Raw genomic sequence first — 20,216 nt, forward strand, 5'->3', positions numbered from 1 at the left:
CATAAGTCCTGATGGATTTAGCAGCTAACCGGTTATGGTTAAAGAAAGCTCTGCGGATCAACGTCGAGCTGAACCTGAACCGATCCGCGCTGTTTTGGCCCGGCATCGAGCATTACACGCAAAAAGGCCTGCATGTCGGAATTGCGGCGACCATGCACGAGCAGACGGAAGCGGTGGCGGCCGCGCACCAATGCCAGTGGCGCTTCGGCAGGTCCGAGTACGGAAATACCGGTCACCCTGGGTGCCGCCGCGCGCAGACCGCGCGCATGGGTTTCGGCATCAGCGCGTGTTTCGGCGGATATGATGATGGATGCCAATCGCCCGAACGGAGGCAGAATGGCCTTTTCGCGCTCGTTGATTTCGCGCTCATAGAAGGCAGAGGCATCACCAGATACGATTGCCTGCATGACCGGATGCATGGGCTGGTAGGTCTGCAGCAGCCCGTGGCTCTTGAGGCCAGTACGACCGGCGCGGCCCGTGACCTGGCTCAACAATTGAAACGTGCGCTCGGCAGCGCGCGGGTCACCATTGGCAAGTCCCAGGTCCGCGTCGACAATGCCGACCAGCGTCATCAGCGGAAAGTTATGGCCCTTGGCGACCAACTGCGTGCCGATGACGATATCCGCCTCACCATTTGCGATCGCTTCCAGTTCCAGCCGCATGCGTTTGACACCACCGAGAATGTCGGAGGACATGACAATGGTGCGGGCATCCGGAAAATGTTTTTCCACTTCTTCGGCAATGCGCTCCACCCCCGGCCCGCAAGCAACCAGATGATCGAACGTACCGCAATCGGGGCAATGTTCCGGCGTGTGCTGGTGATAGCCGCATTGATGGCATTGCAGCTGGCTCTTGAACCGATGCTCGACCAGCCAGCTGGAACATTGCGGGCACTGGAACCGATGGCCGCAGACACGGCAAAGCGTCAGCGGCGCATAACCACGGCGATTGAGGAAGAGGAGCGACTGTTCCTTGCGCTCAAGCGTGCGCCCCATTGCCCGCAACAACAAGGGCGAGAGAAAACCGCCACGCTCCGGCGCATGCCGGCGCATGTCGATCAGATGCAGGTCCGGCAGGGCGGCATCACCGAAACGGGTCGGGAGCTGCACGAGATTGTAGCGACCCGACAGACCGTTGACCTGGCTTTCGACGGACGGCGTTGCGGACACCAGCACGACCGGAAAATCGCCGATACGGCCGCGCACGACGGCCATGTCACGGGCATTGTAGAAAACGCGGTCTTCCTGCTTGTAGGCGGGGTCATGTTCTTCATCTACGATGATGAGACCCAGCTCCTCGAAGGGCAGAAAGAGTGCGGAACGGGCACCGGCCACCACCCTCACCTCGCCAGTCACGACACCACGCCAAACCTTTTCCCTCATGCGCGGTGAAAGATCGGAATGCCATTCGCCCGGTTTGGCCCCAAAACGATCCTGAAAGCGCTCAAGGAAGGCCGGCGTCAGGGCGATTTCCGGCAACAGGATCAGCACCTGCTTGCCGCGCCGCAGCGTCTCGGCAATCGCCTCGAAATAGACCTCCGTCTTGCCCGAGCCCGTAACGCCATCGATCAGCGACGCGGAAAATCCACCCTCACGAATGGAGGCGACAATCTCCGCTGCCGCTTCCTTCTGCACACCTTCGATACGCGGCGCCGTATAATCCGGTTCCGGCTTCGCCACCACCGGCGGCGGCGGCAGGAAGACGGTTTCGAAAACGCCCTGCGCCGTCAGCCCGTCGATCACGCTCATGGAGACGCCGGCCGCATGCGCCAGCCCGCTGCGCGTCCACGGAATATCCTCAGCCTTGACGATATCCAGCACGCGCACGCGCGCAGGCGTCAACCGTTCCGGCTGGCCACCGACATAACGCACCGCCTCGACCATCGGCTCGGGATCAAGCGCCGCCGGCGCCCTGACCGCCATGCGGGCGACAAGACCCGGCGGCGACAATGTGTAAGCGGCGACCCAATCGACGAAATCGCGCATTTCCTTGGAAAGCGGCGGACAATCGAAGGCAAGCGTGATCGGCCGCAGTTTTTTCGGATCAAGTCCGTCCTGACTTTCGCCATCCCAGACGACGCCGATCAGCTGACGCGGCCCGACCGGTACCTGAACCACCGAACCGGGCTCGACATGCATGCCCTCTGGCACGGCGTAACTGTAAGGCACCGGCACAGGCAAAGGCACAAGCACGGGCACCACACGCTTCAGCGGCGGCGCGTCGAACAGTGAACCGAAAAGACTGGAATTATCTGTGCCCATTTGCGGCGACCATGCCGAAAGAGAGAACAAAAGTGAACCCTCTACCGTCATTCGTCCTCATTATGACATCGTGACAGACGCAGGACAGCGAACAGGAATACCTTACGTTCAGGCCGCAGCCGAACTGTCATCCACCCCGAAGGCAAAACGCGCATCCGCATCGGCAGCGAGATTGTGCACGGTGTGCCGCTCCAGCGCCTGCGTCACCTCGTTGATATCGCCATCCAGCGCTTCCGGCGGAATGAGATGGCCAACCGTCATGTCGAAACGGTTGCCCTTCTTGTTGAGCAACTCATAGAAAACGGTCATGTCGCGCAACTCGGTCGACCATTTGGCGAACCAGTAGAACAGGCCGGAATTGCGCGCCGTCATGTGGATCGGCAGGATCGGCAGGTTGTATTTGCGGGCAAGGCCGACCGCCGAGGTTTTCCACGGACGCTCGTTGAGCTTGCCGTTTTCCCAATAGGCGATGCGGCCCGACGGGAAAAGCACGAGAACCTTGCCGGCCTCGACCGATTCGTTGGTCAACACCAGCGTTTCGCGGGTCTTCAGCTTGCTTTTATGCTCCTCGCGCCATTCCACTGGAATGATGGTTTCGGCGAAACGCGGATTGACGCGCACCGCATCGCGGTTGGCAAACACCATGATATCCGGACGCTTAGGCTTCAAAAGATCGAAGACGGCAACGCCATCGGCAATACCGGTCGGATGATTGCTGACGAGAATGAAACCGCCGGAGGCCGGAATACGATCCGTGTGTTTTGCCTGCACATCGAGATGCAGCAGGTCGCTCATATATTCGAAACACTCGAAACCGCTGAGATTTGCGACATCATTGGCAAAACCGATGGCACGGTCATAACGCAGTAGCGAATAAAGAAAGGGGCGCATCAGCGGCCACAGCGGATGTTTGACGATGCGCTGGCCGCGTTCGGCAATCAGGGTATCGACGATATGTCCGGGGCGGCCTTGGGAGACGAGCGCTATCGTTTGAGCAAAGTGACCGAATGCGGTCGAATTATCACGGCGCGCCATACAAACTCCATTACCACTTGCCGTATATCGCAGTCCCTCGTGATGTCAAAACGACATCGTGCCGGCTTTAGGGAATTCGTAACGGAACCATCGGCAATGTGGGATTTTGGCACACGAATTCAACAGGCTTGTGATGAACGAAATCCTGATCATTGCGGCTCCCGAACTTCTGGAGAAGCGTCGCGACTGGCTCGCAAGCCTGTCCGACGAGCGCCGGCTTTCCGAAAATACGCTTCAAGCCTATGAGCGCGATACCCGCCAGTTTCTTAAATTCCTGACCGGCCACCTCGCCGAACCAGCCCGAATGAGTGACATTCATACACTTCGCCCGGCCGATCTGCGCGCTTTTCTGGCCGCGCGCCGTCGCGAAGGCTCCGGCAACCGCTCGCTCGGTCGCCATCTCGCGGGCCTGCGTTCATTTTTACGCTATCTGGAGCGCAAGGGATTGGTCAACGCCGCCGGCGCCTCGGCAATCCGCACGCCAAAACAGCCAAAATCACTGCCAAAACCGCTATCGGATACACAGGCTATCACCGTGGTTGGGTCGGACGCACAATTGCATGAAACACCGTGGATCGCTGCGCGCGACGCGGCCGTGCTGACCCTGCTTTACGCCTGCGGCCTGCGCATTTCCGAAGCACTGGACCTGACGCCGGCCGACCTGACACCGGACGCGACATCTCTGCGCATCACCGGCAAGGGCAACAAGACCCGTGTCGTGCCACTTCTGCCGGCAGCGCTTGCAGCGGTCGAAACCTACAAAAAACTCTGCCCCTACCACCTATCCGAAAACGAGCCGCTGTTTCGCGGGGCGCGTGGTGGAAAGCTGCAGCAGGCGATCATCCAGAGCGAAATGCGCAAACTGCGCGGCGCTCTCGGCCTGCCGGAAACCGCCACACCGCATGCGCTGCGCCATTCCTTCGCCACGCATCTTCTGGCCGGCGGAGGCGACCTGCGCACCATCCAGGAATTGCTCGGCCATGCCAGCCTGTCGACCACGCAGGTTTATACCGGCGTCGACGCCGCCCGCCTGCTGGAAGTTTACGACCGCGCTCATCCCCGCGCCTGAGTGGATGGCAAGCATTGTTTAACCACGCCCGTTAAGGGCTTTTCGACGCGCAAGCGGTAAATCGGCATTATGACAAAATTCGCCTCGCACCAGTCCAGACATCCCGCTTCGCATCAGCCCGGCGATATCGCCCTCTGGCTGATGGCGGCACTGCATATCATCGTTTTCCTGTCCTTCATGGTCGTTCTGGCGTCGCTTTCGCCGGCGCATGCACAGGACGCTCCGGCGAGCCCAGCCCCCGTCTGCACCGGCAAAAACGTGCTGGAGGAATTGAAGACGCAGGACCCCGGTCGTTACGCGACCGTAATCGCCGAAGGCGAAAAGACACCGAACGGCAAGGGCATCTTCTGGACGATCGAGAAGGAGGGTGTTGCTCCCTCCTACCTGCTCGGCACCATGCATGTCACCGATCCGCGTGTTCTGGCCATGCCGGCCGGCGCGGCTGAGGCAGCGAAAAGCGCCAAGGCAATCGCCATTGAATCGGACGAGATTCTCGATGAGAAAAAGGCCATGGCCGGGCTAATGACCAAGCCGGACCTTCTGATGTTCATGGACGGCAAGACCATAAAGACGCTTCTGCCGGAAGATCAGGTGGCAAAACTCGAAGCCGCACTGAAGGAACGTAACATTCCGCTGGCAGCCGTTCAGAGCTTCAAGCCATGGATGATTTCCGGCATGATCGCGCTGCCCGCCTGCGAACTGGCCCGCAAGGCCAACGCGGCACCCTTCCTCGACAAGAAGATCGCGCTGGATGCCATCGCCGCCGGCAAGACGGTCAAAGGGCTGGAGACCATGGCAGAACAGCTTTCCGCCATGGCTTCCCTGCCGATGGACCTGCATCTGAAATCGCTGACGGAAACTCTGGATCTCGGCTCGCGAATGAACGACGTGACCGAAACGATGACGGAACTCTACCTTTCCGGCGATATCGGCCTGACTGTACCGATGCTGCGTGCGCTGACGCCGGAAGAGGATCGCAAGGATGCAGACGAAGGTTATGCTGCCTTCGAAGAGATGATCGTCACCAAGCGCAATCACATCATGGCGGAACGGTCAGCCCCGCTTCTCGCCGAAGGCGGTCTGTTCCTGGCCGTGGGCGCCCTGCATCTGCCGGGCGAGGAAGGCGTGATCGAACTTCTGCGCAAACAGGGTTACACCGTCACCGCCGTGAATTGACGTCCGTCTAAACCGATACATGGAACTGAAAAAGGGCAGCCGACGCTGCCCTTTTCTGTTTTCGGACGATGCTGGCCGATCACATATGGATCGGCTTGGCAAACGTCGCGAGAGCCGCTTCCTTGACGGCTTCCGACATGGTCGGGTGCGCGTGGCAGGTGCGGCCGAGATCTTCAGACGAACCACCGAATTCCATCAGCACGGTGATCTCGTGGATCATCTCGCCGGCGCCGAAGCCGACGATATGGCCACCGAGAACGCGGTCGGTTTCCTTGTCGGCCAGGATTTTGACGAAACCATCGGTTACCTGCATGGCGCGGGCGCGACCATTGGCCGTGAACGGGAACTTGCCAACCTTGTAAGCGACGCCTGCAGCCTTCAGTTCTTCCTCGGTCTTGCCGACGGAAGCGACTTCCGGCTGGGTGTAGACGACGCCCGGAATGACGTCGTAGTTCACATGGCCATGCTGACCGGCGAGGATTTCAGCGAGTGCCACGCCCTCATCTTCAGCCTTGTGCGCCAGCATCGGGCCTTTCACCACGTCGCCGATGGCATAGATGCCGGCGACATTGGTCTTGAAGCCGCCGTCGATTTCAACGCGACCGCGGTTGTCGAGCGCAACGCCGGCACCTTCGAGGCCGAGACCTTCGGTGTAAGGCTTGCGGCCGGTGGAGATCAGCACGACGTCAGCTTCAACAACGACGGCTTCGCCGCCCTTGACCGGCTCGTAGGTGACCTTGGCGCCGGTTTCTGTCTTCTCGACAGCCGTCACCTTGGCTTCGGTGCGGATATCCATGCCCTGCTTGGCGATCATGCGCTGGAACTGTTTCGACACATCGGCATCCATGGCGCCGAGCAGCTTGTCGAGATATTCGATCACGGTAACCTTGGCGCCGAGGCGCATCCAGACCGAACCGAGTTCGAGGCCGATGACACCGCCGCCGACGACGATGAGGTTCTGCGGCACCTTGGCAAGATCAAGCGCGCCGGTCGAGGACACGATGACCTTCTCGTCGATCTCGACATTGACGCCCGGAATGCCGGCAACGTCGGAGCCGGTGGCGATGACGATGTTCTTCGTCTCCAGCTCCTGCACCTGACCGTCTTCGGCAGTGACGGAAACCTTGCCTGCGGCTACGATCTTGCCGGTGCCGATAAAGCCGTCGATCTTGTTCTTCTTGAACAGGAAGGACACGCCTTCGACGTTCGACTTGATGGTGGCATCCTTGTGGGCCATCATCTTTTCGAGATTGAGCGTCGGTGCCGCGATTTCGATGCCAAGCGAATCCATGCCGTGTGCTGCGTGGTGAAACATTTCCGATGCATGCAGCAATGCCTTGGACGGGATGCAGCCGACATTGAGGCAGGTGCCGCCATAGGTGGCGCGCTTTTCGATGACGGCGACCTTGAGACCGAGCTGGGCTGCCTTGATGGCGCAAACATAACCACCGGGGCCGGAGCCGATAACGATCACATCATAGGACATTGTTTCTTTTCCTCTTAAGGTTGTCTGTTTAGTCCGCGGCACGGGTCAGTGCGAGGCGGAAGCCGAAGCCGACCAGAGCGGCACCGGTAATGCGGTTGAACCATTTACCACTGGCGATAAAGCGATCGCGAACGGCCTTGACGGTGAAGAAGGTCGAGACACCGGCGAACCAGACGGCCAGCGCCGTCGCCATGCCGATGCCGTAGCTGAACTGGATCAGTGCCGGCGTATCGTGATGCACCAGCGTCGAAAACAGCGACAGGAAGAACAGCACCGGCTTGGGGTTCAGTGCGTTGGTGATGAAACCCATGCTCAGGCATTTCAGCGCCGAGATCGGCTTGCGATCAGCATCCGTGACCTTGATGGCCTCGACGTTGAAGCCGGATGAGCGAAACGACATGATGCCGAGATAGATGAGATAGGCGACGCCCGCCCATTTGATCAGCGAAAACAGCATCAGCGATTGCGACACGATCAAGCCGAGCCCGAGGATGGTGTAGCTGATGTGGAACAGCAGCGAAAAGCCCATGCCAAGACCGGTCATCATCGCGGCGCGGCGACCGTGCACGATGCTCTGGCGCAGGATGACGGCAAAGTCGGCGCCCGGCACGACGATGAAGATCGAGAAAACGGCCATCAGGCCGAGAAATTCCAGAATGTACTGCATGTTCAAACTGCCTCTGGCATCATCTGCCGCCGCTGACGTTCAGGATCGAACCGGTGATATAGGAAGCCTCGGACGATAGCAGGTAGAGCACGGCATCGGCGATTTCTTCGGCCGTGCCCGCCCGCTGCATCGGAATACTCGGGGCCAGATCCCGCGCCCGGTCCGGCAGGCCACCGGACGCGTGGATTTCAGTATCTATGACACCCGGCCGCACCGCATTGACCCGCACGCCCTCGGTCGCCACTTCGCGGGCAAGGCCGATGGTGAAGGTATCGATCGCGGCCTTCGAGGCAGCGTAATCGACATATTGCGAGGGAGACCCGATAATCGCCGCCATCGAGGAGATGTTGACGATGGCCCCACCCTTGCCGCCGTGGCGCGTCGACATGCGACGAACCGCTTCTGCCGCGCAGAGGATAGAACCGGTGATGTTGATCCGCATCATCCGTTCGATGCGCTCGACCGACATCTCATCGACCCGCGCCTGTGCGTCGACGATACCGGCATTGTTGGCAAGCCCGTCCAGGCGTCCAAAACGTTCGTCGACGGCTTCAAACATCGCCACGATATCGGCGGCATTGCCGACATCACCTTTGATAGCAAAAGCCTCGCCACCGCCCGCTACAATCTGCGAAACAACGGCATCGGCAGCAGCTTGGTTGGCAGCATAATTCACGGCCACGCGCCAGCCTTTGCGGGCGGCAGCGAGGCATATCGCAGCACCAATGCCGCGGCTGCCACCAGTGACGAGAAGGACGGGTTGGTCAGTCATGGCAGTGCACCCCGATTGTGTCCTGCGGTGCCATCATCACAGGAACAGACCGATCATCATCAGCAACAGCCCGACCAGGCTCACCACCCAGACCAGCGAGCGGATATAGGCGATGCCGCCAAGATAAAGCGGAATGTAGACAATCCGCGCGACAAGCCAGACCGTGCCGCCCAAAAGCCCCCAGCCGGATGTATCGCCCGTCAGGATCATGGCCAGCAGCAGGCCGATGAAGGCGGGATAGGTTTCCTGGAAATTTTTGGAAGCGCGGGCCGAACGACCGGCCATCACGCTTTTGGGTTCGTTATCGCCATCGCGCGGCCCGGCATTCCAATCCAGACCACGATCCTTGGTGGCGAAATTGCCCTGCAGTAGGATGTGCACCACGAGCAGGACGACGCTCAGACATAGCAGCGTCAAGAGATACGTTGCGTTGGCTGATGCGGCGTCCATGATGTTCTCCTCCCGATCAGGATCAGTCGATTAGAGATCGAGAACCAGGCGTTCCGGATCTTCCAGGCTTTCCTTGACGCGAACGAGGAAGGTCACTGCTTCCTTGCCGTCAACGATGCGGTGATCGTAGGAGAGCGCCAGATACATCATCGGACGGATGACGACCTGACCGCCGATCGCGACCGGACGCTCCTGGATCTTGTGCATGCCGAGAATACCCGACTGCGGTGCATTGAGGATCGGCGAAGACATCAGCGAACCGTAGACGCCACCATTGGTGATGGTGAACGTGCCGCCCTGCATGTCGGCCATCGAGAGCGAACCGTCGCGGGCTGCCTTGGCAAGACGGCCGAGTTCCTTTTCGACGCCGGCGATCGAACGCTCATCCGCATCACGGATGACCGGAACGACGAGGCCCTTGTCGGTGCCGACGGCCATGCCGACGTGGCAGTAGTTCTTGTAAATGATGTCGGTGCCGTCGATTTCGGCGTTGACAGCCGGCAGTTCCTTCAGGGCGTGCGTGACGGCCTTGGTGAAAAAGCCCATGAAGCCCAGCTTTACGCCATGCTTCTTTTCGAACACGTCCTTGTAGCGGTTGCGCAGGTCCATCACGGCCGACATGTCCACCTCGTTATAGGTGGTCAGCATGGCTGCGGTGTTCTGAGCATCCTTGAGGCGCTTGGCGATGGTCTGGCGCAGGCGCGTCATCTTTACGCGTTCTTCGCGCGGTGCGTCTTCGGCAGAAGAGACCGGACGCGGAGCGGCAACGGCTGCGGCAGGGGCTGCCGGAGCGGATGTGCCCTTGGCGATGGCAGCGATGACGTCGCCCTTCAGGACCTGGCCACGTTTGCCGGAACCATCGACGTCAGACGTCGAGATATTGTTGTCGGCAGCGATCTTGGCGGCGGCAGGGGCTGCCGGCATGGCGGAGCCTGCAGCCGGAGCAGCGGCGGCGGCCGGTGCCGGGATTGCTGCGGGAGCGGCGGCAGGCGTTGCTGCCGGAGCGGCAGCAGAGGCAGAACCTGCAGCGCCTTCGGCGATCTGGCCGAGCAGGGCATCGAGACCAACGGTCTCGCCATTCTGGGCAACGATCTCGGTCAGGACGCCGGATACCGGAGACGGAACCTCGACGGTAACCTTGTCGGTTTCGAGTTCGACCAGCGGCTCATCGGCCTTGACGGTGTCGCCGACCTTCTTGAACCAGGTGCCGACGGTCGCCTCGCTGACGGATTCGCCGAGGGTGGGAACGCGGATTTCGGTGGCCATGACTTGTTTCCGTTTTTGTCAGGTGTTCGTTGAATGTGCGAAAGGCGGGAGGCTGATAAATCAGCCGCCCAATGCGTCTTCGAGGAAGGCTTCGAGCTGCTGCAGATGTTTTGACATCAGGCCCGTTGCCGGAGAGGCGGCGGCCGGACGGCCGGTATAGCGCACGCGCTGATACTTGGCGTCGATATGCGCCAGCACCCATTCCAGATACGGGTCGATGAACGACCATGCGCCCATGTTCTTCGGCTCTTCCTGGCACCACACCATTTCGGCATGGCGGAAGCGCGAAAGCTCGTTGATCAGAGCCTTGGCCGGGAACGGATAGAGCTGTTCGACACGCAGCAGGTAGACATCATCGATGCCGCGCTTTTCGCGTTCTTCGAGCAGATCATAATAGACCTTGCCTGTGCACATCACGACGCGGCGGATCTTGGCATCCTTCTGGAGCTTGATCGGACCGTCCTTGATAACCTCGGCATCATCCCACAGCAGACGGTGGAACGAGCTTTCACCGGCCATCTCGGCAAGCGTCGAAGTGGCGCGCTTGTGACGCAGCAGGGATTTTGGCGTCATCAGGATCAGCGGCTTGCGGAAGTCGCGCTTCATCTGGCGGCGCAGGATGTGGAAGTAGTTCGAAGGCGTCGTGCAGTTTGCGACCTGCATGTTGTCTTCGGCGCACATCTGCAGCCAGCGTTCGAGACGGGCCGAGGAGTGTTCCGGGCCCTGACCTTCATAACCATGCGGCAGAAGGCAGACGAGGCCGGACATGCGCAGCCACTTGCGTTCGCCAGACGAGATGAACTGGTCGAACACGACCTGCGCACCGTTGGCGAAATCGCCGAACTGGGCTTCCCAGAGGGTCAGCGCGCTCGGACGGGCCAGCGAATAACCGTATTCGAAACCGAGAACGGCCTCTTCCGAAAGCATCGAGTTGATGACTTCATATTTGCCCTGGCCAGCCTGCAGGTTTGCAAGCGGGATGTAACGCTCTTCGCTGTCCTGATCGTAGAGGACAGAGTGACGTTGGCTGAACGTGCCGCGCTCGCAATCCTGACCCGACAGACGGATCTTGGTGCCTTCGACGCAAAGCGAACCGAAAGCCAGTGCTTCCGCCATCGCCCAGTCGATGCCCTCGCCGGTCTCGACCATCTGTGCGCGGTTTTCCATAAACCGCTTGATGGTACGGTGAACGTTGAAGCCCTCCGGAATGGTCGCCAGCTTGCGGCCGATTTCCTTGAGGCTCTTCATCGGCATGGCGGTCTTGCCACGACGCTGCTCGTCGGCATTGTCGGCAGAGCGCATGCCCGACCACTGACCGTCCAGCCAGTCGGCCTTGTTCGGGTTGTAGGACTGACCGGCCTCGAATTCGGTTTCCAGATGCGCGCGCCAATCAGCCTTCATCTTCTGGAAATCACCGTCGGTGATCACGCCTTCGGCGATCAGACGCTCGGCATAGATCTCGGCCACGGCTTTATGGGCGCGGATGACCTTGTACATCTTCGGCTGCGTGAAGGACGGCTCGTCGCCTTCGTTATGGCCGAAGCGACGGTAGCAGAACATGTCGATGACGACAGGCTTGTGGAACTTCATCCGGTATTCGGTAGCGATCTTGGCAGCGTAGGTGACCGCTTCCGGATCGTCGCCGTTGACGTGGAAGATCGGCGCTTCGATCATCTTCGCAACGTCGGACGGATAAGGCGACGAACGCGAGAAACCGGGATTGGTGGTGAAGCCGATCTGGTTGTTGATGATGACGTGCATCGTGCCGGCAACGCGGTGGCCGCGCAGGCCAGACAGGCCGAGGATTTCGGCAACCACGCCCTGGCCGGCAAAAGCGGCATCGCCATGCAGCAAGAGCGGCAGAACCTTGGAACGCTCGGACAGCGGAATGATGTTGTCCTTGTCCCATACCTTGGTCAGCATGTCCTGCTTGGCGCGGGCCTTGCCCATGACGACAGGGTTGACGATTTCAAGGTGCGACGGGTTGGCGGTCAGCGACAGGTGAACCTTGTTGCCGTCGAATTCGCGGTCGGACGAGGCACCGAGATGGTACTTCACGTCGCCCGAACCTTCGACTTCGTCAGGCTTGAACGAACCGCCCTTGAACTCGTGGAACACGGCGCGGTGCGGCTTGTGCATGACGTTGGTCAGAACGTTCAGGCGGCCACGGTGGGCCATGCCGACGATGACTTCCTGCAGGCCTTCCTGGCCACCGCGCTTGATGATCTGCTCCAGCGCCGGGATCAGCGATTCACCACCGTCGAGACCAAAGCGCTTGGTACCCTTGTACTTGACGTCGATAAACTGCTCGAAGCCTTCGGCCTCGACCAGCTTGGAGAGGATCGCCTTCTTGCCTTCAGCGGTGAAATCGACGCCCTTGTCGGGACCTTCGATACGCTCTTGAATCCAGCCCTTTTCTTCCGGGTTGGACATGTGCATGAATTCGACACCGATGGTCGAGCAATAGGTGCGCTCGAGAATGTCGATCATTTCGCGAACGGTCGCATATTCGAGACCGAGAACGTTATCGATGAAGATCTTGCGGTCGTAGTCGGCGTCGGTAAAGCCGTAGGAAGACGGCGACAGTTCGTTATAATCGTCAACCGGGCTGGCAATGCCGAGCGGATCGAGCTTGGCATGCAAATGGCCACGCATGCGGTAGGCACGGATCATCATGATGGCGCGGACGCTATCGCGCGTCGCCTGATGAACGTCTGCCGGATTGGCAGGCTGGCCCGTTGCGGCAGCAGCGGCTTCGGCCTTGGCCTTAACCTTGGTCTCAATGGCCTTTTCCATCACGACCGGCCAGTTGCCGTCGAGTGCATAGACCAGATCGCCGCTGGCAGCCTGCGGCCAGTTGGCGCGCTTCCAGGAAGCGCCCTTGGCGGCCTTCTTGATATCGTCGGGATTATCGGCAAGTGCCTTGAAGAAGGCCTGCCATTCTTCGTTCACCGAATTCGGATCTTCTTCGTAACGGGCGTAAAGCTGCTCGATATAGGGAGCGTTCGCGCCGTCGAGGAACGAAGTGATGAGAAACTGCTCGTTGGCTTCTTGCCGTGCCATGATGTCCCGCGGGCGCCGCGCCCGCCTCCTCACGTAATTGAGGGCCGGGAAAACAAAGCGCCGGCCGCCGCTTGGGTCTTTTATCTTGTCGTCCGCTCAAGGCGGCGGCGCCTTGAGGCGCCAGAACGGGAGGCGACAGTGCCGCCTTCCCGGATTTTCAGACCACATCCGGTTCGAAACCGGACGCGGTCTCTATGTGGTCTCAGCCCTTCAGGACTTCAACCAGCGTGGTGCCGAGGCGTGCCGGGGAAGGCGAAACCTTGATGCCGGCTGCTTCCATGGCAGCGATCTTGGATTCCGCATCGCCCTTGCCGCCGGAAACGACAGCGCCGGCATGGCCCATGGTGCGGCCCTTCGGAGCTGTACGGCCGGCGATGAAGCCTGCCATTGGCTTCTTGCGGCCCTTCTTGGCTTCGTCGATCAGGAACTGGGCTGCATCTTCTTCAGCCGATCCACCGATTTCGCCGATCATGATGATCGACTTGGTTTCTTCGTCTGCGAGGAACATTTCCAGCATGTCGATGAACTCGGTGCCCTTGACCGGGTCACCGCCGATGCCGACAGCCGTCGTCTGGCCGAGGCCTTCGTTCGACGTCTGGAATACGGCTTCGTAGGTGAGCGTGCCGGAGCGCGAAACGATACCGACCGAACCCTTGCGGAAGATGGAGCCCGGCATGATGCCGATCTTGCATTCTTCCGGCGTCAGAACGCCTGGGCAGTTCGGGCCGAGCAGGCGCGACTTGGAACGGTCGAGGCGAGCCTTGACGCGAACCATGTCCATGACCGGAATGCCTTCGGTGATGCAGGTGATGAACGGGATCTCGGCGTCGATCGCCTCGATGATGGCGTCTGCGGCACCTGCCGGCGGAACGTAGATAACCGAGGCGTCAGCGCCGGTGCGTTCCTTGGCTTCCGCGACGGTCGCGAAGATCGGAAGGCTTTCGCCCTTCGAACCGGTCCAGGTTTCGCCACCCTTCTTCGGATGGATACCGCCGACCATCTGCGTGCCGTAATAGGCAAGCGCCTGCTCGGTGTGGAACGTGCCGGTCTTGCCGGTCAGGCCCTGAACCAGGACCTTGGTATTCTTGTTTACGAGAATAGACATTTATCAGGTCCTCAGATTAGGCTTTGATCGCCGCGACGATCTTCTTGGCTGCATCGTCGAGATCGTCAGCTGCCGTGATCGCGAGACCGGATTCATTGAGAATCTTCTTGCCGAGCTCGACATTGGTGCCTTCGAGACGGACAACGAGCGGAACCTTGAGGCCGACTTCCTGAACCGCTGCGACAACGCCTTCGGCGATGACGTCGCACTTCATGATGCCACCGAAGATGTTGACGAGGATGCCCTCGACCTTCGGGTCAGCAGTGATGATCTTGAAGGCAGCCGCGACCTTCTCCTTGCCGGCGCCACCGCCGACGTCGCAGAAGTTTGCCGGCTCCTTGCCGTACAGCTTGATGATGTCCATGGTTGCCATGGCAAGACCGGCGCCGTTGACCATGCAGCCGATATTGCCGTCGAGGGCAACATAGGCGAGGTCCCACTTGGAGGCTTCGATTTCCTTGGCGTCTTCTTCGGTCTCGTCGCGCAGCGCCTTGACGTCGTCATGGCGGAACAGGGCGTTGCCGTCGAAAGACATCTTGGCGTCGAGAACGCGCAGGTGGCCGTCGGTCATGACGATCAGCGGGTTAACCTCGAGGAGAGCCATGTCCTTCTCGATGAACGCCTTGTAGAGCGCCGGGAAGAGTGCCTTGGCATCTTCGGCAGCCGCAGACGAAAGCTCGAGAGCCTTGGAGATCGCGGCCACGTCCGCATCCGTCACACCGGCTTCCGGGGCGATTGCGATCGTGTGGATCTTTTCCGGTGTATCGTGAGCAACGGCTTCAATGTCCATGCCGCCTTCGGTCGAAACGACGAAAGCAACCTGACCGACCGAACGATCAACCAGCAGCGAGCAATAGAGTTCGCGGTCGATGTCGGCGCCGTCTTCGATGTAAAGACGGTTGACCTGCTTGCCGGCATCGCCAGTCTGCGCGGTTACCAGCGTGTTGCCGAGCATGTCCTTGGCGTGCGCCACGACTTCCTCGATCGACTTCGCCAGGCGAACACCGCCCTTTGCGTCGGGGCCGAGTTCCTTGAACTTGCCCTTGCCGCGGCCACCAGCGTGGATCTGGCTCTTGACGACGTAGAGCGGGCCGGGAAGCGACTTGGCAGCAGCTTCGGCTTCCTCAACCTTGAGGATGGCCACACCTTCGGCGACCGGAGCGCCAAAGCCCTTCAGAAGAGCCTTGGCCTGGTATTCATGAATGTTCATGGGGCGATGTCCCTGTTTGAATGAGTAGCGAGCCGATTACTTGAGAGCCGGCGCGATAGCGATGCAGGCTTCGCAAAGACCGGCGACAGCGCCGACCGACTTCTGGAAGGCTGCTTCTTCGTCCTTGGTAAACTCGACTTCGATGATGCGCTCGATGCCACCGGCACCGATGATCGTCGGAACGCCGACATACATGTCGTTTACGCCATACTGGCCCGAGAGATGGGCCGCAGCCGGCAGAACGCGCTTCTTGTCCTTGAGGTACGATTCGGCCATTTCGATCGCCGAAGCGGCAGGCGCGTAATAGGCAGAACCGGTCTTCAGCAGGCCGACGATTTCGGCGCCGCCATCACGGGTGCGCTGGATGATTTCTTCGAGACGCTCGGCAGTGACCCAGCCCATCTTGACCAGATCTGTGAGCGGCACGCCGCCAACGGTCGAGTAGCGAGCCAGCGGCACCATCGTGTCACCATGACCGCCGAGAACGAAGGCGGTGACGTCCTGAACGGACACGTTGAATTCTTCGGAAAGAAAAAGGCGGAAGCGAGCACTATCGAGAACGCCGGCCATGCCGACAACCTTGTTCTTCGGCAGGCCGGAGAACTTCTGGAGCGCCCAGACCATGGCGTCGAGCGGGTTGGTGATGCAGATCACAAAGGCGTTCGGGGCATACTTCTTGATGCCGGCGCCGACCTGCTCCATGACCTTGAGGTTGATGCCGAGAAGGTCGTCGCGGCTCATGCCCGGCTTGCGGGCGACGCCTGCGGTGACGATGCAGACATCCGCACCTTCGATGGCAGCGTAGTCGCTGGCGCCGGTGAGCTTTGCATTAAAGCCTTCGACCGGACCGGACTGGGCGATATCGAGGCCCTTACCCTGCGGGATGCCGTCGGCAATGTCGAACAGGACGATATCGCCCAGCTCTTTCAGGCTGGCGAGATGCGCCAGCGTGCCGCCGATCATACCGGAACCAATAAGTGCAATCTTCTTGCGTGCCATCGAGATGCTTCCTCTCCATTCAAATCCATGGCCGGCACCGACAGTTGTCGACCGATGTGGGGAGAGGACATAAACCGGCTGCGACAAATTGGCAACCGGTTATTAAGTCGATTAATCGTGAGCTATATTTTTCAATCGTTTAGATGTTAAAATTCTTACGTAAACGTAAGAAAATGTGTCATCATAGTGTCAAACATCTTCACGTTCGATTTTGTGCAGTGCAAGATAATCAGGGCTGCGCATTTCGAAAAGACGCGATACCGTGCGGTCGAATTCGAAACCTTCGGTGCCGCGACGCTCCGTCAGAAGATCCTCGGCCGGAGCCGCTGCCGTTGCATAAAGACGGACCGATTTATCGTAGAGCGCATCGATCAGCGTGATGAAGCGTTTGGTCTCATTGCGTTTTTCAGGCCCGAGTTTTGGTATGTGCTCGATGAACAGCGCATCGTATCGATCGGCAATGGCCAGGAAGTCGCTTGCACCAAGAGGCTTCGCGCATAGATCGTTGAAATTGAAGCGCGCCGCACGGCCGGCAGCCGCAGGCACATGGATGCTACGCCCCTTCATCGGGATTTCATCCGGTGCCGATTTCGCGCCATCGGTGACATGATGCCACGCCGCTTCCATCGCCGCATCCGCGCGCTCATCTGCCGGCGTCATGTAGACTGGCAGACTGGCGAGTTTTTCCATGCGGTAATCGGTCGGCGAGTCGAGCGTGATGACGTCGACATTCTCCTGAAGGAGCGCAATGAACGGCAGGAAGAGGCTGCGGTTGAGCCCTTCCCTGTAAAGATTTTGCGGCTCGACGTTGGAGGTGGCGATCAATACGCAACCGAGCGAAAACAGTTCGGTGAACAGCCGGCCGAGGATCATCGCATCGGCAATGTCGGTGACGGTGAACTCGTCGAAACACAGGAGCTCGGCTTCGGCAAACAGGGCGGCGGCCACAGGTGGCACCGGGTCTGCCTGCTTTGTCTCGCCGGCTTTCAGCTTCTGCCGGTGCTCATGGATACGGCCATGCACATCCGCCATGAATTCATGAAAATGCAGGCGGCGCTTGCGCTCCACCGGCGCCTTGGCAAAAAACATGTCCATCAGCATGGTCTTTCCACGACCGACGCTGCCGTAAACATAAAGACCACGGATATGCTGAGGCTTGGCACCTCGGGCGAATAGCCAGCCAAGCGCACTCTTCTTTTTGGCGGGACGCATGTCACGCAGCGAGGAAAGCACGTGATCGAGCTTGGCGGCGACGCCAAGCTGTGCGGCATCCGCCTGCAGCTTGCCCGATGCCGTCAGCGATTTCAGTTCCTCGCCGACGCTCAGGTTATAGTCCGGTATGCGTTCCAATCAGCCCTCCCCGCCGATACCCCGTCGGGTTTAGCGGCTGAGGCTGACCTGCTGGCCGGAATTGGTGGTGCCGTCGTAACGATTGTCGGCGCTCTTGTAGACACGGCCGATGACGTCGCCGTTGCGGTTCTTGAACTGAACCATCTTACCGGACACTTCCCAGGAGCCCATGGCAGTCAGCTCGCCGGAACAACCGCGCGTGCCGCCACGCGAGCCGCTGCCGAGATTGGTGAGCGTCAGGAACATGTCGCAGGATGCGCCACCGTTCGAAACACGCCAGTTGCCGACCATGGATTCCTTTGTGACGTCCATGGCATTGGCAGGCGTAGCACCCGGATCGAGCGACGCCATGTTCTGGTTGCCCATCGGCGCGTTCGGGAACTGCTGGCCACCGGCACCCGGAGGCGGCAGCTGGCCGGACTGCACGGATGGAACCGGCTGCGCCTGCAAAGGCGGCGGAGACTGCAGATTGTTGTAGGGGTTGTTGGACGTTCTCTGGCAGCCGGCAAGCGAAACCGCGACCACGAGCCCTGTCACCACATATTTCAACTGCATCATTCCACTCCTGCGTTCAGTGCGCGCTGCACCATGCCACTGGCCCGGGGCCACTGAATTAAGCCCGATTATCGTAAAGCGATTTGGTTAATCAAGTCGTACCACGACAATTTGACGATGCTTTGATCACGCCAGACCGTCAGACCACCTGATCTATTTCCCGGATATAAAAGGCATCCGTCTTTTCTTTCATGGCCTCATCATCAGCGGTTTCGATGAGGCCGAACGATTTAGAAAGCCCGCCGAAGGTCGTCACTGCATCCTGAAGTAGGGCGGCGATCGGCGCCGGTACAGGCCCCTCCCCCATTTCCCGCGTCATCTTTTTGAGGGCAACGAGATCGTGAATTCCCTGTCTCTGGTCGTCCGGCAGGCGGCAACCATCGAGGCATTCCATCATGTTCATCGGCGGCAGGGCACCGAAATCACGCTCGCGCATCCAGCAAAGCGCAATGGCAGGACGGACCGCGTAAAGCAGCTTCTTAAGCTTTGACTGGAGGAGTTCGTCATTCGGCACATGCCGATGCAGCAGGCCGACATAATGCAGGGCCACCTTGCGCGGCACCATGATCTCGTTGAGCAGACATTTCAGCCGTTCACGAAAACCGGGCTCTTCTTCATAGGCAATCGGCGACGTTACCCATTCGACCAAGGCCGCATTGCCCTTCAGGGCAAGCAAAAGCGCCTTGCGCAGATCCCAACCGCCGGCATCGACATCGCCAACGATTGGAAATTCGATGACATCCCTTGGCGGAAACAGGCTGAGATATTCGTTACGCGGACGAACATAGATGAAACGGCAATCGTAATCGCTGTCCGGAGATGGAAAACCCCAGGCACGACTGCCGCTTTCAATGGCAAAACCGATACGGACACCGGATGCTTTTACGGATTCGAGCCGCTTGCGGATTTCGGCAACGGCAAGCGGATCGAATTCGCTCAGTGACATCTTAATCCCTCAAGCGCCTAGATACGGCGCTCAACCATCATCTTCTTGATTTCGGCAATCGCCTTGGCCGGGTTCAACCCCTTCGGGCAAGCCTGGGCGCAGTTCATGATCGTGTGGCAGCGATAAAGCCGGAAAGGATCCTCGAGATTGTCGAGACGTTCACCCTTGGCTTCATCGCGGCTGTCGATCAGCCAGCGATAGGCCTGCAGGAGAACAGCCGGGCCGAGATACTTGTCGCCGTTCCACCAGTAGCTGGGACAGGAGGTCGAGCAGCAGGCGCACAGAATGCACTCGTAAAGGCCGTCGAGCTTGAGGCGATCCTCATGGCTCTGCTTCCACTCCTTGGCCGGTGCCGGAGATACCGTCTTCAGCCATGGTTCGATCGAGCGGTGCTGGGCATAGAAGTTGGTTAGGTCTGGCACCAGATCCTTGACGACCGGCATATGCGGCAGCGGATAAACTTTGACCGTACCGTTCACGTCGTCCATGCCCTTGGTGCAGGCGAGCGTGTTGGTGCCGTCGATGTTCATCGCGCAGGAGCCACAGATGCCCTCACGACAGGAGCGGCGCAGCGTCAGTGTCGGGTCGATCTTGTTCTTGATGTACAAGAGACCGTCCAGCACCATCGGGCCGCAATCGTCGATATCGATATAATAGGTATCGATCCGCGGGTTCTGGCCGTCATCCGGGTTCCAGCGATAGATGCGGTATTCCCGAACGTTGGCGGCACCTTCCGGCTTCGGCCAGACCTTGCCTTCGGTCATCTGGGAATTCTTTGGGAGAGCGAGTTCAACCATGGTCCAATT

At 59.7% G+C, this 20,216-nt stretch carries 17 protein-coding genes; 2 read left to right on the top strand and 15 right to left on the bottom strand.

Translation table 11 applies throughout. The features are described from left to right. Positions 1-38: 38 nt before the first annotated feature. Positions 39-2,261, bottom strand: a complete 2,223-nt coding sequence (locus GAO09_RS17725) for a primosomal protein N' (protein ID WP_153355764.1) — start codon at positions 2,259-2,261, stop codon at positions 39-41. Positions 2,262-2,369: 108 nt separating this feature from the next. Beyond that, on the bottom strand, positions 2,370-3,296 hold the full coding sequence (locus GAO09_RS17730) for a GNAT family N-acetyltransferase (RefSeq protein WP_153355417.1): 927 nt from the start codon (positions 3,294-3,296) through the stop codon (positions 2,370-2,372). A gap of 133 nt (positions 3,297-3,429) precedes the next feature. Between GAO09_RS17730 and GAO09_RS17735 the strand changes: the two genes are divergently transcribed. Together GAO09_RS17735 and GAO09_RS17740 are read left to right on the top strand one after the other, a co-directional pair. Next, a complete protein-coding gene (locus tag GAO09_RS17735; protein ID WP_153355419.1) occupies positions 3,430-4,365 on the top strand; it encodes a tyrosine recombinase XerC in 936 nt (311 codons plus the stop codon). Positions 4,366-4,434: 69 nt separating this feature from the next. After that, a complete protein-coding gene (locus GAO09_RS17740) occupies positions 4,435-5,541 on the top strand; it encodes a TraB/GumN family protein (RefSeq protein ID WP_153355421.1) in 1,107 nt (368 codons plus the stop codon). A gap of 79 nt (positions 5,542-5,620) precedes the next feature. Here the strand turns inward: GAO09_RS17740 and lpdA are convergent, their stop codons facing one another. From lpdA to GAO09_RS17805, 13 genes are all read right to left on the bottom strand, one after another. Next, the gene (gene lpdA, locus GAO09_RS17745) at positions 5,621-7,027 is read right to left on the bottom strand and encodes a dihydrolipoyl dehydrogenase (RefSeq protein WP_153355423.1); all 1,407 of its coding nucleotides are present in this window, start codon (positions 7,025-7,027) and stop codon (positions 5,621-5,623) included. Between the two features lie 28 nt (positions 7,028-7,055). Continuing rightward, positions 7,056-7,694 carry a LysE family translocator gene (locus GAO09_RS17750; protein WP_153355425.1) on the bottom strand — a complete coding sequence of 213 codons (639 nt, stop codon included), beginning with the start codon at positions 7,692-7,694 and terminating at the stop codon, positions 7,056-7,058. Between the two features lie 19 nt (positions 7,695-7,713). Continuing rightward, on the bottom strand, positions 7,714-8,466 hold the full coding sequence (locus GAO09_RS17755) for an SDR family oxidoreductase (protein ID WP_153355427.1): 753 nt from the start codon (positions 8,464-8,466) through the stop codon (positions 7,714-7,716). Between the two features lie 36 nt (positions 8,467-8,502). Further along, on the bottom strand, positions 8,503-8,916 hold the full coding sequence (locus GAO09_RS17760; protein ID WP_153355429.1) for an MAPEG family protein: 414 nt from the start codon (positions 8,914-8,916) through the stop codon (positions 8,503-8,505). Between the two features lie 30 nt (positions 8,917-8,946). Beyond that, positions 8,947-10,182 carry a 2-oxoglutarate dehydrogenase complex dihydrolipoyllysine-residue succinyltransferase gene (gene odhB, locus GAO09_RS17765; protein WP_153355431.1) on the bottom strand — a complete coding sequence of 412 codons (1,236 nt, stop codon included), beginning with the start codon at positions 10,180-10,182 and terminating at the stop codon, positions 8,947-8,949. Positions 10,183-10,242: 60 nt separating this feature from the next. Continuing rightward, the gene (locus tag GAO09_RS17770) at positions 10,243-13,245 is read right to left on the bottom strand and encodes a 2-oxoglutarate dehydrogenase E1 component (RefSeq protein WP_153355434.1); all 3,003 of its coding nucleotides are present in this window, start codon (positions 13,243-13,245) and stop codon (positions 10,243-10,245) included. Between the two features lie 202 nt (positions 13,246-13,447). After that, positions 13,448-14,350: a succinate--CoA ligase subunit alpha gene (gene sucD / locus GAO09_RS17775; RefSeq protein WP_153355436.1), complete on the bottom strand. Its 903-nt coding sequence runs from the start codon at positions 14,348-14,350 to the stop codon at positions 13,448-13,450. 16 nt (positions 14,351-14,366) lie between these two features. Further along, positions 14,367-15,560 carry an ADP-forming succinate--CoA ligase subunit beta gene (sucC, locus tag GAO09_RS17780; RefSeq protein WP_153355438.1) on the bottom strand — a complete coding sequence of 398 codons (1,194 nt, stop codon included), beginning with the start codon at positions 15,558-15,560 and terminating at the stop codon, positions 14,367-14,369. Positions 15,561-15,596: 36 nt separating this feature from the next. Continuing rightward, positions 15,597-16,559: a malate dehydrogenase gene (gene mdh, locus GAO09_RS17785; protein ID WP_153355440.1), complete on the bottom strand. Its 963-nt coding sequence runs from the start codon at positions 16,557-16,559 to the stop codon at positions 15,597-15,599. A gap of 189 nt (positions 16,560-16,748) precedes the next feature. Then, the gene (zapE, locus tag GAO09_RS17790; protein WP_153355442.1) at positions 16,749-17,909 is read right to left on the bottom strand and encodes a cell division protein ZapE; all 1,161 of its coding nucleotides are present in this window, start codon (positions 17,907-17,909) and stop codon (positions 16,749-16,751) included. 30 nt (positions 17,910-17,939) lie between these two features. Continuing rightward, positions 17,940-18,464, bottom strand: coding sequence for a protease inhibitor Inh/omp19 family protein (locus GAO09_RS17795; protein ID WP_153355766.1), 525 nt, complete (start codon positions 18,462-18,464; stop codon positions 17,940-17,942). 139 nt (positions 18,465-18,603) lie between these two features. After that, complete coding sequence (locus GAO09_RS17800; protein ID WP_153355444.1) at positions 18,604-19,410, bottom strand: nucleotidyltransferase domain-containing protein; 807 nt, start codon at positions 19,408-19,410, stop codon at positions 18,604-18,606. A gap of 17 nt (positions 19,411-19,427) precedes the next feature. Further along, positions 19,428-20,207 carry a succinate dehydrogenase iron-sulfur subunit gene (locus GAO09_RS17805; RefSeq protein WP_153355446.1) on the bottom strand — a complete coding sequence of 260 codons (780 nt, stop codon included), beginning with the start codon at positions 20,205-20,207 and terminating at the stop codon, positions 19,428-19,430. Positions 20,208-20,216: the final 9 nt, after the last annotated feature.

The sequence above is a fragment of the Endobacterium cereale genome, from assembly GCF_009617585.1.
GTDB lineage: Bacteria > Pseudomonadota > Alphaproteobacteria > Rhizobiales > Rhizobiaceae > Neorhizobium > Neorhizobium cereale.

What these genes read in the sequence shown, in the direction of transcription:
- GAO09_RS17725 (WP_153355764.1), bottom strand. Translation starts at nt 2,261, where the DNA reads ATGGGCACAGATAATTCCAGTCTTTTCGGTTCACTGTTCGACGCGCCG.
- GAO09_RS17730 (WP_153355417.1), bottom strand. Translation starts at nt 3,296, where the DNA reads ATGGCGCGCCGTGATAATTCGACCGCATTCGGTCACTTTGCTCAAACG.
- GAO09_RS17735 (WP_153355419.1), top strand. Translation starts at nt 3,430, where the DNA reads ATGAACGAAATCCTGATCATTGCGGCTCCCGAACTTCTGGAGAAGCGT.
- GAO09_RS17740 (WP_153355421.1), top strand. Translation starts at nt 4,435, where the DNA reads ATGACAAAATTCGCCTCGCACCAGTCCAGACATCCCGCTTCGCATCAG.
- lpdA (WP_153355423.1), bottom strand. Translation starts at nt 7,027, where the DNA reads ATGTCCTATGATGTGATCGTTATCGGCTCCGGCCCCGGTGGTTATGTT.
- GAO09_RS17750 (WP_153355425.1), bottom strand. Translation starts at nt 7,694, where the DNA reads ATGCAGTACATTCTGGAATTTCTCGGCCTGATGGCCGTTTTCTCGATC.
- GAO09_RS17755 (WP_153355427.1), bottom strand. Translation starts at nt 8,466, where the DNA reads ATGACTGACCAACCCGTCCTTCTCGTCACTGGTGGCAGCCGCGGCATT.
- GAO09_RS17760 (WP_153355429.1), bottom strand. Translation starts at nt 8,916, where the DNA reads ATGGACGCCGCATCAGCCAACGCAACGTATCTCTTGACGCTGCTATGT.
- odhB (WP_153355431.1), bottom strand. Translation starts at nt 10,182, where the DNA reads ATGGCCACCGAAATCCGCGTTCCCACCCTCGGCGAATCCGTCAGCGAG.
- GAO09_RS17770 (WP_153355434.1), bottom strand. Translation starts at nt 13,245, where the DNA reads ATGGCACGGCAAGAAGCCAACGAGCAGTTTCTCATCACTTCGTTCCTC.
- sucD (WP_153355436.1), bottom strand. Translation starts at nt 14,350, where the DNA reads ATGTCTATTCTCGTAAACAAGAATACCAAGGTCCTGGTTCAGGGCCTG.
- sucC (WP_153355438.1), bottom strand. Translation starts at nt 15,560, where the DNA reads ATGAACATTCATGAATACCAGGCCAAGGCTCTTCTGAAGGGCTTTGGC.
- mdh (WP_153355440.1), bottom strand. Translation starts at nt 16,559, where the DNA reads ATGGCACGCAAGAAGATTGCACTTATTGGTTCCGGTATGATCGGCGGC.
- GAO09_RS17795 (WP_153355766.1), bottom strand. Translation starts at nt 18,464, where the DNA reads ATGCAGTTGAAATATGTGGTGACAGGGCTCGTGGTCGCGGTTTCGCTT.
- GAO09_RS17800 (WP_153355444.1), bottom strand. Translation starts at nt 19,410, where the DNA reads ATGTCACTGAGCGAATTCGATCCGCTTGCCGTTGCCGAAATCCGCAAG.
- GAO09_RS17805 (WP_153355446.1), bottom strand. Translation starts at nt 20,207, where the DNA reads ATGGTTGAACTCGCTCTCCCAAAGAATTCCCAGATGACCGAAGGCAAG.